The organism is Aquimarina sp. AD1 (assembly GCF_003443695.1).
Lineage (GTDB): Bacteria > Bacteroidota > Bacteroidia > Flavobacteriales > Flavobacteriaceae > Aquimarina > Aquimarina latercula.
Genome location: NZ_CP031966.1, coordinates 1870138 through 1885094 on the forward strand (window position 1 = coordinate 1870138; position 14957 = coordinate 1885094).

At 32.1% G+C, this 14957-nt stretch carries 15 protein-coding genes; 8 read left to right on the top strand and 7 right to left on the bottom strand.

The window, feature by feature from the left end; genetic code table 11:
- Positions 1-30: 30 nt before the first annotated feature.
- Positions 31-243, bottom strand: a complete 213-nt coding sequence (locus tag D1815_RS08455) for a hypothetical protein (protein WP_027394010.1) — start codon at positions 241-243, stop codon at positions 31-33.
- A gap of 231 nt (positions 244-474) precedes the next feature.
- Between D1815_RS08455 and D1815_RS08460 the strand changes: the two genes are divergently transcribed.
- Positions 475-1044, top strand: coding sequence for a DUF1572 family protein (locus D1815_RS08460; RefSeq protein WP_118386612.1), 570 nt, complete (start codon positions 475-477; stop codon positions 1042-1044).
- A gap of 80 nt (positions 1045-1124) precedes the next feature.
- Here D1815_RS08460 and D1815_RS08465 read toward each other — a convergent pair whose 3' ends face one another.
- The gene (locus D1815_RS08465; protein WP_118386613.1) at positions 1125-2099 is read right to left on the bottom strand and encodes a VPGUxxT family thioredoxin-like (seleno)protein, type 2; all 975 of its coding nucleotides are present in this window, start codon (positions 2097-2099) and stop codon (positions 1125-1127) included.
- Between the two features lie 264 nt (positions 2100-2363).
- Between D1815_RS08465 and dnaN the strand changes: the two genes are divergently transcribed.
- From dnaN to D1815_RS08485, 4 genes are all read left to right on the top strand, one after another.
- Positions 2364-3482, top strand: a complete 1119-nt coding sequence (gene dnaN, locus D1815_RS08470) for a DNA polymerase III subunit beta (protein ID WP_118386614.1) — start codon at positions 2364-2366, stop codon at positions 3480-3482.
- Positions 3483-3668: 186 nt separating this feature from the next.
- Positions 3669-4196 (top strand): Crp/Fnr family transcriptional regulator, encoded by a 528-nt coding sequence (locus D1815_RS08475; protein WP_118389930.1) that lies wholly within the window; start codon positions 3669-3671, stop codon positions 4194-4196.
- Positions 4197-4279: 83 nt separating this feature from the next.
- A complete protein-coding gene (locus D1815_RS08480; protein ID WP_118386615.1) occupies positions 4280-5056 on the top strand; it encodes a type 1 glutamine amidotransferase domain-containing protein in 777 nt (258 codons plus the stop codon).
- 104 nt (positions 5057-5160) lie between these two features.
- On the top strand, positions 5161-5673 hold the full coding sequence (locus D1815_RS08485) for a hypothetical protein (RefSeq protein ID WP_118386616.1): 513 nt from the start codon (positions 5161-5163) through the stop codon (positions 5671-5673).
- A 93-nt stretch (positions 5674-5766) separates the two neighbouring features.
- Here the strand turns inward: D1815_RS08485 and D1815_RS08490 are convergent, their stop codons facing one another.
- Complete coding sequence (locus D1815_RS08490) at positions 5767-7695, bottom strand: endonuclease (protein WP_118386617.1); 1929 nt, start codon at positions 7693-7695, stop codon at positions 5767-5769.
- A gap of 360 nt (positions 7696-8055) precedes the next feature.
- On the opposite strand from D1815_RS08490, the gene D1815_RS08495 reads away from it, so the two are divergent.
- The 3 genes from D1815_RS08495 to D1815_RS08505 all read left to right on the top strand — a co-directional run bounded on the left by D1815_RS08495 (position 8056) and on the right by D1815_RS08505 (position 8930).
- Positions 8056-8247, top strand: coding sequence for a hypothetical protein (locus tag D1815_RS08495; protein ID WP_027394016.1), 192 nt, complete (start codon positions 8056-8058; stop codon positions 8245-8247).
- Positions 8248-8340: 93 nt separating this feature from the next.
- Positions 8341-8544 carry a hypothetical protein gene (locus D1815_RS08500; protein WP_027394017.1) on the top strand — a complete coding sequence of 68 codons (204 nt, stop codon included), beginning with the start codon at positions 8341-8343 and terminating at the stop codon, positions 8542-8544.
- 200 nt (positions 8545-8744) lie between these two features.
- Complete coding sequence (locus tag D1815_RS08505; protein ID WP_027394018.1) at positions 8745-8930, top strand: hypothetical protein; 186 nt, start codon at positions 8745-8747, stop codon at positions 8928-8930.
- A gap of 68 nt (positions 8931-8998) precedes the next feature.
- On the opposite strand, the gene D1815_RS08510 is transcribed toward D1815_RS08505, so the two are convergent.
- From D1815_RS08510 to D1815_RS08525, 4 genes are all read right to left on the bottom strand, one after another.
- The gene (locus D1815_RS08510) at positions 8999-10183 is read right to left on the bottom strand and encodes an acetate/propionate family kinase (RefSeq protein ID WP_027394019.1); all 1185 of its coding nucleotides are present in this window, start codon (positions 10181-10183) and stop codon (positions 8999-9001) included.
- A 16-nt stretch (positions 10184-10199) separates the two neighbouring features.
- Positions 10200-12293: a phosphate acetyltransferase gene (pta, locus tag D1815_RS08515; RefSeq protein WP_027394020.1), complete on the bottom strand. Its 2094-nt coding sequence runs from the start codon at positions 12291-12293 to the stop codon at positions 10200-10202.
- Positions 12294-12463: 170 nt separating this feature from the next.
- Positions 12464-13564 carry a DUF2911 domain-containing protein gene (locus D1815_RS08520; RefSeq protein ID WP_118386618.1) on the bottom strand — a complete coding sequence of 367 codons (1101 nt, stop codon included), beginning with the start codon at positions 13562-13564 and terminating at the stop codon, positions 12464-12466.
- A 142-nt stretch (positions 13565-13706) separates the two neighbouring features.
- Positions 13707-14909, bottom strand: a complete 1203-nt coding sequence (locus tag D1815_RS08525; protein WP_118386619.1) for a peroxiredoxin — start codon at positions 14907-14909, stop codon at positions 13707-13709.
- Between the last annotated feature and the right edge of the window lie 48 nt (positions 14910-14957).

The following is a 14957-nucleotide window of genomic DNA, read 5'->3' on the forward strand; positions in this document are numbered from 1 at the left end:
CTTTCTGATCAAAACAACTAATTTAATCAATTAAATACAGCACTGTCCATTTTGTACGGTACCAAAACAAACTGCTCCACTAGGACTTGGAACTGCACAATTGATTCCATCAATATCTACAAGATAAAATCTGTAACATCCTCTTTGGCAATCAGACAAAATAGGCATTCCTCCTTTGATTTCTTTTTGAGAAGATTTAGGTAATGTTTTAATTCCAGAAATTGAATTCATCATTTTTTTCATAATAAAGGTTTTAAGATTTTAAACTGCACTACATTAATTTTAAAATTAACATAATTTTTCCCTTTAAAACTACAATCTAAAAAACAAATAAAGTGTTATAAATCTGTTATTTAACTAAAATCACCACTAACCATCCTGCCTTTTTTTTACCGTTATTTATCAAAAATATGATATAGCATTATAAACCTATATGCTCAAAATTTATTATATTCTAATCACTAAATAAGAACAATGGATACTATTATATATATATCAGGAATCAAAAAACAGTTCCTGTACTACAAATCTCTAGGGGAAAAAACAATTGATCAAGTTTCTGATGAAAATTTATTTTGGCAGCATAATGAAGACAGCAATAGTATTGCAATTATTGTGAAACATCTTTGGGGTAATATGAAATCTCGCTGGACAGATTTTCTAACCTCTGATGGAGAAAAAAAATGGAGAGAGCGTGATAAAGAGTTTGAAAATGACATAAGATCTAAAGAAGAATTATTAATCAAATGGAACGATGGATGGCAATGTCTTTTTAATGCCTTGGACACTATTAATGAAACCAATTTCGATCAAACTATATATATACGAAATATTGAACATACCATTACAGAGGCAATTAATAGGCAACTTGCACATTATTCTTATCATATTGGACAAATTGTATTTATAGGAAAAATGGTTAGTACGCAGTCTTGGAAAACACTCTCTATAGCTAAAGGAGCTTCTAAATCTTATAATACAAAACGTTTTGCCCAACCAAAACATAAAGTACATTATACAGATAAGTTGATGAAAGGTGAATAAATTAAAACAATATCATATCCTCAAGATAAAAGTGATATTATAAATCTCCCTCTCGTAAAACTACCAGACTATAACAAGTATTAGATAGCTCCTTTTCCTTTGCTTTTTTTGGTCCAGGCTTTAGCAAAACTTATATGAAACAATACCTCATCTGTATTATTTTTAATCGCTTTAAACCATTTTAACTGAGTAGGACTTAAGAAATGTAATGTAGGCTTACCATCACCCAAAGCACTATTAATTTTCGTTTGCTGAATTTTGGTCAACGGTATATATTTGAACTTTGTTTGTTGTAGATAGTAATGTGTATCCTTTGATGAAGATTGATACGATTGTTGATTATCAATTACGATCATCCCATTAGATGTTGCATATGTATCTAATGCTTTTTTGGTCAATTCCTTAGGGTCATAGGTAACTTCTACCACTTCGCTATAATTTATAAAACCTGATTCTGTATTTAATACATCTGTTAATTTACCTAACTCTTTCTCACCAGACCAAAAACACGACATTTTATAGTAAGCTTTATGTGCTTTCTTTACAGATAATTCTTGTGCTAATAAATTGATATATTTAGGAATTTTTTGCCCTTTTTCTTCAATAGCTTGCTGCATACTTTCACATAAACGCAACGCAGAATAGTCATTTCCTATGCGTTTTACTACATCATCTCCATTACTATCAACAATACGAACTACGGGATTGTTCCAGCTAGGTTCATTATACTTACGAAGTATTTGTGCATCTTTTCCTCCTTTGTTATTAAATATGGCTAAAGGTATAAATGAATTTTCTATGGCCTCCACCATAAGAGGATGACTTAAAACATTATGCCCATAATTTCTGCAAGTACTACAACCTGGGACTTCCTGAAATAAAATCAACACATCTTTATTTTCCTTTTTAGCGAGCGCTATTGCAGTATCATAATCCCGCAACCATCGTACTTTTCCTAATTCTTCATTTTGATTATAAGGATCAGTTGTTTTCTGAGCCAAAAGAAGGTTACTTGTAAGTAACAGACATAGTATAAATTGGATCTTGGATTTCATAAGTATTAAAGCTGAATTTTTGCTTAATACGTCGATATTTACAGTAAAAACTAACACTAAACGATGGTTTATTTTGAAGAATCATCTTATAAGATATTCAAGGTAATATCTACATCTCATCGAGCATAGTCAATAACTCCTAGCTGTTTGTTAATAACTAACGTTTTTGGCATAATGAAATCCTTGTAGATTACAATTATATTTGCGTTAGCCATTAATATATGGCTACTGTAAAAACAGTACTAATCTAAAAAAATTAAACGGGTGAAATTCATAGTTTCCAGTTCGTATTTATTAAAACAACTTCAAGTATTAGGTGGAGTTATCAATAATAGTAATACACTACCTATCCTAGATAACTTCTTATTTGAATTAGATAATAACTCCTTGACAGTTTCAGCATCTGATTTGGAGACTACTATGTCTGCTAAACTAGAAGTTGAGTCATCAGATGAAGGAATTATTGCAGTACCAGCAAAATTATTATTAGAAACTTTAAAAACGTTTCCAGAGCAACCACTTACTTTCGTTGCAGGAGATAATAATACTATAGAAATCAGTTCTAATCACGGTAAATATGCATTGGCATATGCAGATGGAGAAGAATTTCCGAAAGCTGTAGAATTAGAAGATCCAAGTTCTACAACATTATTAGGAGATATTTTAGCTACTGCGATTAGCAAAACTATTTTTGCTACTGGTAATGATGATCTTAGACCGGTTATGAGTGGAGTATTTTTTCAGTTCTCTACAGAAAGTTTGACGTTTGTGGCTACGGATGCGCATAAATTAGTAAAATACTCTCGTGAAGATGTAAAAGCATCTCAATCTGCTGAATTTATTATGCCTAAAAAACCTTTAAACCTTTTAAAAGGTATCTTAGCTGGTAGTGATACAGAAGTATTAATAGAATACAATGAGTCTAATGCTAAATTCACATTCGAAGATACAGAGTTAATCTGTAGATTGATCGATGGTAAGTATCCTAATTACGAAGCAGTAATCCCTAAAGAAAACCCAAATAAATTAACAATTGCGCGTACTCAATTTTTAAATTCTGTACGTAGGGTTTCTATTTTCTCAAACAAAACTACACATCAAATAAGATTAAAAATAGCAGGTGCAGAATTAAATATCTCAGCAGAAGATATTGACTATTCTAACAAAGCCGAAGAACGTCTTACTTGTGATTATCAAGGAGATGATATGCAGATTGGTTTCAATTCTCGTTTCTTAAGTGAAATGTTGAATAATCTTAATGCAGATGATGTACAGCTAGAAATGTCATTACCTAACAGAGCCGGAATTTTAACTCCTATTGATGGATTAGATGAAGGTGAAAGCGTTACCATGCTTGTAATGCCCGTAATGCTAAACAACTAGTACATATTACCTGAAAACAACATAAAAAGAGTCTGATTATCATTTATAGTCAGACTCTTTTATTTTGTATATACCTAGCTCATAAAGCTTATTCTTTTTTAATATTTTTACAGTAGTAAAAAACGTATTTAGAACCTATACCATATGCATCTCCAAGAAATTTTTCAGGGTTTAACATTGAGCGAAATGCATAAAAGTATTATCAGTAAAAAGCTTAAAAAAACAACCATAAATAAAGGAGAAACTTTATTGCATCCAAATGATACCACTTTTTATCAATACTATGTAGAAAGCGGTTGTTTAAGATCTTTTTTTACAGATACATCAGCAAAGGAACATACCATACAATTTGCAATAAAAGACTGGTGGATTAGTGATTATACTGCATTTTTCAAGAAAGAAAAAGCAATTCTTCAAATTGAATGTATTCAGGATGCTACAGTTTTAAGACTCTCTAGAGATGATATGAAAGAAATTTTTGATTTGATCCCTGGAATAGAGCGTTACTTTAGAATAAAAACTGAATCGTATATCGGTTCCTTTCAAAAGAGAATCATTGGAGATTTATCAAAAACAGCAAAAGAACAATATATCGAATTCGTAAATACATATCCTAATATCGAGCAATTAGTAAAGAACTATCATATTGCTTCTTATTTAGGAATAACATCAGAAAGTCTTAGTAGAATTCGAAAAGAGATTGCCAAAAAATAAATACTTTTCTTACCATAGATCATTTTTTTGGTTTTTCTGATATTCTAATTTTGTTTCTAATAAACAACAGAAGAATTTTATTCATGAAAAAGATCATCGGTCTTACCGCAATAATTGTATTATTTGCTTCGTGCGGGAAAGAAACAGAAAGTAAGAAAATAACAAAACAAAAAAACCAAATGAAAAAAGTACTATTTGTATTAACAAGCCATAGTGATTTAGGAAATACAGGAGAAAAAACAGGGTTCTGGATTGAAGAATTCGCTTCACCTTACTATTTTTTGAAAGATAAAGGTATAGATATCACCATCGCATCTCCTAAAGGAGGACAACCACCAATTGATCCCAAAAGTGAACTTCCAGATTTTCAGACACCAGCTACTAAGCGATTTAACGAAGATCAAGAAACTCAAAATGTTTTAAAAAACAGTGTAAAACTAGAGAGCATTAATGCTAGTGATTACGACGCTATATTTTATCCTGGTGGTCATGGACCATTGTGGGATTTAGCCGAAGATAAAAATTCGATCAAATTGATTGAAACTTTTTATGAACAACTTAAACCTGTTGCAGCGGTATGTCATGCACCTGCTATATTTAAGAATACAAAAGCTAATGATGGATCACCTTTAGTCAGTGGAAAAAAAGTTACTGGATTTTCTAATACAGAAGAAGCTGCAGTTCAATTAACCGATGTAGTACCTTTTCTAGTAGAGGATATGTTAAAGAATAATGGAGGAACGTACTCCAAAGGGGATGATTGGGCACCATACGCAATAGAAGACGGATTGTTAATTACTGGACAAAACCCTGCTTCTTCTGAACTCGTTGCAGAAAAATTATTAGGCCAATTGAAGTAACACAAACTCATAACATACATTGGACTAAATCAAAAAGCGCAAAACTAACTATTTTGCGCTTTTTTAATATTTTTACATCACATTTATTTCCCAAAATAAAACACATGACAGAGGAGGAGAAACAAAAATATTTTTGCCATACGCATCGTAACCTTTTTGCGCAAAGTAGATGTAATAATTGTTTTAAAGGTATGTGTCATACTTGTGTACACAATAATCCAACGTTATGCGCAGCTTGTTTAAAAAATAATTTTATTACCGGTAGTCAATATAAAAACCAGAAAGAACTTATATATATCCTTTCTATCAGTTTAGGAATTGGTTTATTATACCACATCTATCAATGTGTTACAATTGCAGATATTTACAGTAATTTTAATTTCTCAAAAGACCTCCTGTATGTTACCTTAGGAACACTATCGGTTATAAGTGCATATTATATGTATAGCGAGGTAACTCTTATTTCGAAAGTAAGTGAGATTCCATTTATAGGTGGTAAACTTGCTTTTTTATTAATCATTTTTAGCTTAGTTATAGGAATTCCTTTATTTTACTTACTTTATAAAATACTAATATTTATATGGCAAAAATTAACTAATAAAAAACATCAAGTGTAGCCTTTAAAAAACATCTACATCTTTTTTATACAAAAAATCAATCCCACTTAAAAAAGCAGGATTGATGATATATTTAACATATTGTTATTCTGACTACTCTTTAGTAAACTTCTTACTTACTTTTTGCTCTCCAGTATCTATAATTATAAAATACATCCCAGATGATAATCCATTAAGTTGAATTGATTCTGCAGTAAGCTCTCCTTTTTTCATAATCTGACCTACATAATTTACAATTTGATAGTTTGCTTCAACAGCATCATTCAGTTGTAAGTTCAAATTACCTTTCACAGGATTCGGATAAAAACTAAAATCAAAGACATTTGATTTCTCTACTTTCTCTTCAATAGTATCAATCCCAACTCTAGATGTAGAAGTAACACAGAAACTCTTAGTATCTTGAGAACCAAAAGAGCCTCCTGAAACCAATACACTACCGCTAGTATCTGTTAATTCATAAGAACCATTTCCATAACTACAACAGATACCGTCGCCATAAGAATCTTTTACTACTAATGTATAACATCCTACATCTAACGTTCTTGATAAATTAATCGTAGAACCATCAGTCTGAGACCCATAAGTACCTCCAGAAAAAACTAATTGGTTGCTTTCATTTCTTATTTCCCAACTAGTTTCTTCTGGATACTGATCAAAAGTAATTCTTAGATTTACATCACTAGTTGTGGATCCTCCTCCTGTACTTCCCGAAGTAGATATACTGACTGCATCAATAGCCATATCGCCTTGCCAAGTAGTACCTGTAATTCCATTAAAACGTAATTGTACTTTTTCACCTAAATAAGCTGCTAAGTTTACAGAAGCTGTTTCCCAAGAATTCCCTTGATTTCCTGATTTACTCCATATAGAGGTCCAACTTGTTCCGTCCAAACTAGCTTCCAATGCGAGACTTCCCATAGCAGAAGCTCCATACATATGGTACTTAAATGAAATAGTTGCTTGGGTAGCACTCGTAATATCATAACAAGGAGAATATAATATCGCCCTTTTATTTGAATAATTAGGGCTTGAAGATTCCATATAAATATAGTAGGAACCAGCATTGGCCGAACTCGGACCAGTATTAGAAGAAGGAGTGCTTCCGGAACGAGTAGCCCAATTAAAATCATCTCCCGATGTAGCTTGCTTCCATGCTCCAAATGTGTTTTCGAACCCTTCATTATAAGGAAATGTAGTTACTGTAGAGCTACACAATGTATTCCCACCACCTCCAGTACTTCCAAAACGATCTTCAGCTTGTGGTCCTCCCCATATCTGAGTAGCAAAAGCAGGATTATCAATGAATGGATTTCTATTACCTTGTAAATTTTCTATAATTGGATTTCTTTGTAATTCTAAGGTAGAAACTGGGTCTTCTGCATTCCATTCTAAAAACAACTCGATCATATCAGAATCTCCAGAAACAGCTGTACCAATACCTACGTTAGATGGCAAGCATCGATTACCATATCTTATATACATAAACATCATCATTCGAGCTACGTCACCTTTAAACTCGTCTCCAGGATACCAATGCCCTTGTGAGGTTGGTCCAGAATTACCAGAACCATCTGCAAACTTTCGACTACCTCTGCTAGAATTTCTTTGTACATCTGAAGGCCTTAAATGATGTGCATCAGCACCAGGTCCAGAAGTTCCTAAATTTGGATTACCTAATGATTTTGGGTACACATGTTCTCTATTCCAATCCGTAGAACCTCCTCCATTATTATCTACACCTCTAGTTCTATCCGTTGTAGTATTTCCATCCGTATCATTATACCCATAAATTAAAATAACTCTTGAAGAATTTGTTGGATCAAGATCAGTTTGCTTTAAAGCATCCCAAACTCCAGGAGTATAAGATAGAGTATTTGTTTGTGTGTTAGTTACTTTAGTCGCTAATTCATTCTTTAGTGATTGACCAGATAAAGAAAGATTGACATCATTATAGTAAGAAGGAATTTGGCCAAAACTAGCCAAAGAGTACCCCATTACTAGTAATAGTACTATTTTTTTCATTGAGTGTTGTGAGTTAAGTTAGTAAGTTTTATCAGTTTCGAAACTAAAACTATTTTGTTTAATTTACTAGAAGGTTATGTTACCAAATCATTACCCAACCTGTTGAAAATGTATTGATTAGAACCAACATTAGCTGTAAAATATTAATAATCAGCACCTTACACAAAACCATGTTTGTTAATAAGTTATCACCTACAATAGCATATCAGAATAATACTTCAAAAACAGTTCAAAAATCAACAAGCAGAATTTATTCAACGTAAAAACTACTACAAAACCGCATTTATTTAATGTTTTTAACCTAGCTTAATTAGGGAATTTTCACTTATTTTTAGGAGATTAACTTAAATATCTTACACAATGAAGAAAATCTTAGATTTACAAGGAATTCAAAAATTAAGTAAAGGACAACAAAGATCTATCAAGGGTGCATGGGGTAATATATCCTGCTGTAGTTCTGGAAGAGGTTGTCAAATCAGTTTTCCAGGCGGAAGTTTTTGCGAACCTGGTTATTGTGATCCATATAGCTTCGGAAGATGTATTCTATATTAATTAGAATAAGGTTTATAATGTTATAGGCAAGCAAAACTAGTATGCCTTTCTCAAAAACACATCTTAATATTTTTAACTCAAAAATAATACACAATGAAAAAAATCTTAGAATTAACAGGAGTCCAAGAACTTAGTAAAGGACAACAAAGATCAATAAAAGGGGCAAATACATATATCTCTTGTTGCAATCCAAATCCAATTAATGGTAGTGGAAACAGATGCCGTATTAGTTTCCCAGGAGGAAGCTTTTGCGAACCTGGTAGATGTACAAGTTTTGGAGGTTGTATTCTTTATTAAACGGCGTATCAATAATATTGAAAGATAAAATAAAAAGAGGCTAGGAAAACTGCCTCTTTTTTATATTTCACTCTATTCTAAATGAATTTTGAACTATAACCAAAAGTTCTTGAAATTTATAAATATCAAGTAATTCCGTTTGTATTTCAATTCATTAACCCCCTATCTTGTAGATATAAAATAACTTTAATACTTACACAATGAAAAAAATCTTAAACCTTGAAGGAATTCAAAAATTAACGAAAAAGGATCAAGAACAAATAAAAGGTTCTTGGAGTAACTACGTTTATTGTGGACCTCCTAGAAAATGTTGTCAAATGTTCAACGGTTTTGAGTTTTGCGATTTTGGTTATTGTCAACCTAACGGAAGTTGTATTTGGGCATAACTAAAAAAACCAATGTTTTTAATACTTTAACGATTACCCGAACAGTTCTCGGGTAATCGTTTTTATTTTTATGAAATTAAATTAAAGGACTGTCTAGCTATCTCCAATTCTTCATTCGTTGGAATTACCAATATTTTAACCTTGGAAGAAGATTTACTTATGTCCCTTATCTCCTTAGATCTGATAGCATTTTCATCTTGATCCAATTCAATTCCCAAAGATTCTAATTCAGTACAAACCAAATTTCTTACCACATCAGAATTTTCGCCTATTCCTGCTGTAAAAACAATAGCATCAAGACCATTCATAACAGCAACATATGAGCCAATAAATTTTTTAATACGGTATGCGTTCATTTCTAAAGCCTGCTGACAGTTAATATTCCCTTTTTCTGCTGCAGACTCTATATCTCTTAAATCACTAAAGCCTGTTAATCCAAGCATTCCACTTTCCTTTTGCAATAATGAATTAACCTCTTCTAAAGAATACCCTAATGAATTAACCATATAAAAGATAACTGCTGGATCTATGTCGCCTGATCTAGTACCCATAATTAATCCATTCATTGGTGCAAAGCCTAGAGTATGATCTATACTTTTACCATCCTTAACTGCCGTCATACTACATCCGTTTCCTAAATGTATAGTAATGATCTTAGTATTCTTTTTTTCTAAAAAATCAATTGCTTTTTCCGAAACGTATTTATGACTAGTACCATGAAATCCATACACTCTTATATTGTGTTCTTCTAAAAAAGAGTTAGGAATAGCATACTTATAAGCTTCAACGGGCATTGTTTGATGAAATGCAGTATCAAATACCGCTACTTGTTTAGCTTGTTTAAAAATATCTTCTGACACCAAAATTCCTTGCAAGTTAGCTGGATTATGAAGAGGTGCTAATGCTGAAAGTTTTTCTATTTTTTGTTTTACTTCATTATCAATCAAAACAGTCTCCGCATATGTGCTTCCTCCGTGAACTACTCTATGACCAACTATCTGTATTTCTGAAGCTGTAGTTATTACCCCAATTTTAGCGTCTAATAAATAATTTGCAATTAACTGAAGTCCGATTTTATGATTCTCTATAGCCTCTTCTTTTTCGATATCATCGGTGCTGGTTTTATAGTTTATTTTGGCATTCTCCAAACCAATACGTTCTACCAGTCCTGAACATAGAACCTCAGCAGAAGGCATATTAAAGAGTTGAAATTTAATTGATGAACTCCCCGAGTTTAATACTAGTATTCGCATGTTATTATCTTACTATTTATAATCCTTGTGCCTGAATTGCTGTTATAATTACTGTATTGTAAACATCATCTACCGTGCATCCTCTACTCAAATCATTTACCGGTTTATTTAATCCTTGTAGCATAGGACCAATTGCCAAAGCACCAGTTTCTCGTTGTACAGCTTTATATGTATTATTTCCTGTATTAAGATCTGGAAATATTAATACACTTGCTTGTCCAGCTACTTCAGAATCCGGAAGTTTACTCTGACCTACTCTCATATCCACAGCAGCGTCATATTGAATAGGACCTTCTATCTTAAGCTCTGGATGTTTCTCTTTTACAATTTTAGTAGCAGCTCTTACTATTTCCACATCTTCTCCTTTACCTGATGTTCCAGAAGAATATGATAACATAGCGACTTTAGGTTCTATACCAAATGCTGCAGCCGATTTAGCTGAAGAAATTGCTATTTCTGCTAGTTGTTCTGCATTTGGGTTTGGGTTAATAGCACAATCACCAAATACCGAAACTCTATCATCTAAACACATAAAAAAGACAGAAGAAACCACTTTTACTCCCGGTTTTGTTTTAATAAATTGTAATGCTGGTCGAATGGTATGCTGTGTTGTATGTACCGCTCCAGAAACCATGCCATCAGCATGACCTTTATAAATCATCATAGTTCCAAAATATGATACATCGGCCATCATATCTTTTGCCATGTCTAAATTCACATTTTTATGCTTTCGCAATTCATAAAATGTTTGTACGTAATCGTCAAAATGTGGTGAATTTATAGGTGAAATAATTTTAACCTTACTAAAATCAATAGGAATATCTAGTTTAACTGCTTTACTCTTGATTTTCTTTTCATCCCCAATCAAAGTAATATCAACTACATTTGACGCCTGTAACCTAAAAGTTGCTCTCAATATTCTCTCATCTGATCCTTCAGGTAATACAATGTGTTTTTTGTTTTTTAATGCCCGTTTCAATAGATTATACTGAAACATACTTGGAGTCAAACTATCGGATTCAAAAGTAATTAATGGATCTACTAAACGATCTTCATCTACATACTGTTCAAAAGTGCTAATAGAAGTATTAATTTTTTGTAAATTATCTGCGTGTATTTTCGATCTGATAGCACCTATTCTATTAGTTATAGAAAAAGTGCCTTGTGATACTGACACAATAGGTACAGATAGAGAAACACCTTCTATTAGTTTAAGAATTGGTTCTTCCGGAATTATTCCTCCAGTTAAAATAATACCTGAAATTTTAGGGTAATTATCAGAAATATTTGCCTGTAAAACGCCTAAAATAATATCTGCTCTATCTCCAGGAGTAATAACTAAACTATTATCCTTAAGATGTGTAAGATAATTTCTTAACTGCATTGCTCCTACTCCAAAACTACCTGCTTGATTATTTAAGAATTCTTTTCCAAAAAGAACATTCCCATCTAATTCATTTACAATTTCTCTTATTGTTGGGTTAATTAAGGAACCAATTTTAGGTATGATAATTTTTTCCACAGCAGCACCAAAATCATCATCTAATTTTGCACTCAATTCTTTTTCACAACCATTAACCACTTTATTAGCAACAATTGCTAATACTTCTGCATCCTTACTCGTAAATGTATCATATGCCAGCTTAAGATTCCCCGTTATTTCTTCTTTAGTTTTATCGACTCCACTAGCCACAATAATCGAAGGGATTCCCAGATTCTTTGCTATAATTACATTTATATCAAACTCAATAATAGAACCTTCATCGGAAAAATCAGTTCCTTCTACAAGAATGAAATCGAATTTTTCTTCTAAATTTTTATATTTTTGGATAATACCATCTATAATTGCTCCAGATCTTCCTTGATTATATTTTTGAAGAACCTCACTTCTTGTAAAAGCATAGGTGTTTTTATAATTAATGTCTAATTCGAAATGTGATATTACAGTATTGATATGATTATCTATCTCACCTTCTTTTGGGTCATCGATAATAGGCCTGAAGTATCCTACTCTTGCCACTTTACCCAGCAACATTCTCATTAACCCTAAAACAACAATTGATTTACCACTATTCGGTTCGATAGTAGCGATATAAACAGCTTTACTCATGTATATAAATTTGGTGGTACAAAGATATGGTAATAATACTAGGTAATATAACAAGAAATAATCAATAGATTAAGCTTTAAAAACATTAACTTTATTTCTTTTAAATCAACAAAAAAAGGATCAGAAAAACTCTAATCCTTTTATTACTGATCTATATTTTTAGGAAGACATTAATTAATATCTTCTCCTTTTTTTAGTTTTTCTAATTCTCCAGATAATCTTCCTTTAAATCTTTCAGGAGCTTTACTCATAGCAGTATTCATTGATTTAATTGCATTTTTATAATCTCCAGTTGCCGAGTAAGCTCTAGCTAATCCATAATTAGAAGGCCAAACGCCATTATTATTCTTTACATTGTTTTTTAAAACCTCTAAAGCTTTATCTTTTTGTCCTTGACCAATAAGTCCATTCCCTAATTGGAATACCTGAGAAGCGTTTCCTTTGGTTGTTGCTTTATCCACTATTGCCATAGCCTCTACTGTCTTTCCTTGTTTTGATAAAATTCTAGACTTAAGAGATAGGTTACCAAAAGTTTCTTTGCTAAAGAAATTACCACTTATTGAGGCATTTACCCAATCAAGTGCTTGATCTAAATCTCCTGAATTAAAAGCATAATTAGCCGCATTATCCCAGTTTGATTGTGTAAATCCAGCATTACTCCTGAGGTCATCTTTAATCCCTTTCATTACAATATCATCAACGTCCACCTCTATCTTAAACGGAATTTCTTTCTTCTCCCATCTTAAAGCTGCAGTAGTACTAGTAGCATCAAAAGAAGGAAATAAAAACAGTAACGTTTCTGTATGCCCTACTTCTTTGGATTGCACATCAACACGCAAAGCATCTTCTTTTTCATCATAAAAATAACTCCCCCATGATGATGAATTCTTAGAAAATATGACTGTTGCTCCTCCTCCTTCTTTTAAAGCGATATGAAGTCCATAAAGTCCTGCTCTAATATCTTTTCCTTCTATTTTTACATCATGTGAAAATTCTATAGTAGTATTCTGATTAGCTCCCGCCCTCCAAGGTGCTGCCGTGGATGTCCCAAATCCTAAATTATTATATCCATAAGGAACTAGTTTACCCCAAACCTCTCGTTCTTTTACACTTGGTCTACCGTAATCTATAGTAATATCTGTTATTCCGACTCTTTGAGTAACTTGAGCTCGTTGACTTGCTTCTGGAGTTTTTAGCTGAGCATTCATCGGAATCGATAATAACATTATTGCACTCACAAAAAATGCTCTTATAAGTTTGGTCTGTTTCATGACTTGAATTGTTTGAATTATATTTTGAATTCTGTATGAAAGAAAAGTCATACACTTCAAACAATAATAAGATGATATTCTTAATCAAGATGTTACCGTAGTGTTAAACTAACGATACAAGTCCTAATAATTGTTAAATCAATTATTCTTTTAACAGCTGATTAACAAAACCTTCGAACTCATTCTTATAATCAATATATTTTTGACCAGTGGCAGGGCCGTTAAATCCTGTATGGATTTTACGTATTTCTCCTTTTTTGTCAACAAAAATTGTAGTAGGATAAGACAAAATATGATTTAGCATTGGTAACTTTTCCTGAGCCTTTTCTTTATCAGATGTTCCATATTGAGCTAAAAGAATTGGGTATTCTACTTTTAATTTTGATCGAAGCCTTTCTATAGATTTAAATGCTTTTTCTGAAGTTTTAGCATACTCAAATGCTAATGCAACAAATGCTATATTTTTATCCTTGTTTTTATTATAATAATCTACATAATATTTGGTTTCATCCATACAATTAGGACACCAAGTTCCCATGATTTGTACCATCGTTACTTTTCCTTTAAAGCGTTCATCATTTAAGGAAACTTGATTTCCTTTAGCGTCTGGAAAACTAAACTCTAGTTTATCATATCCTTCTTTGATAAAAGTTAAAGAATCTGCAGAAGGTAATTCATACTGTTCATTACGTTTGGCTGTAAAAGGTTCTTTCCAATGATTTCCAGAATAAAAATGACCATTCATTGTACTATCGGTAACTTGTGCAGTAAATAGAAAGGCATGAGCTCCATCAAAAGCTGATAGTTCTAATTTATTATTGTTAAGAACTCCTTCTAAAAATCGGTAATCTCCCGTTGTCGTTCTAAAAGTTCCGGTTACAACATTTCCGTTTTGCTTAAAAACACCTTTAGCTATATATCTATCTTCTGGAGTTTCGGGACTAAAAATTGATTCCCAATTCCCTTTTATATTGGCAGCAGGTTTTGAAATCACTTCGAACCTATCTTTAACACCAAATTCTGCTTTAAAAGGTACGATTCTATCCAAACTTTCTTTTATAAAACTTCCCGAAATCGTCATAGAATCTTGAAATTTCGCAGCTACATACCCTTCAAAAACTGGGAATTTAATAAATATAGAATCTCCTTTAATACTCACCTCATCAACATCAATTACTTCTTCTGCATTAAAAATTTTCAATGTTTGATCTTCAAAAACCTCAAATAGAAAAGGCAACTCTTTATTATCCTGTACAGTTAAAGAAGCCTTCCAAAGGCCACTTTTGAGAAACATTTCTCTTGACTCAACTTCTTTTTTACAAGAAGTAAAGTTTATTAAAAACATTAAAAAAAATAATTTACTTATATTTTTAAGAAAATTGAATCTTATCAT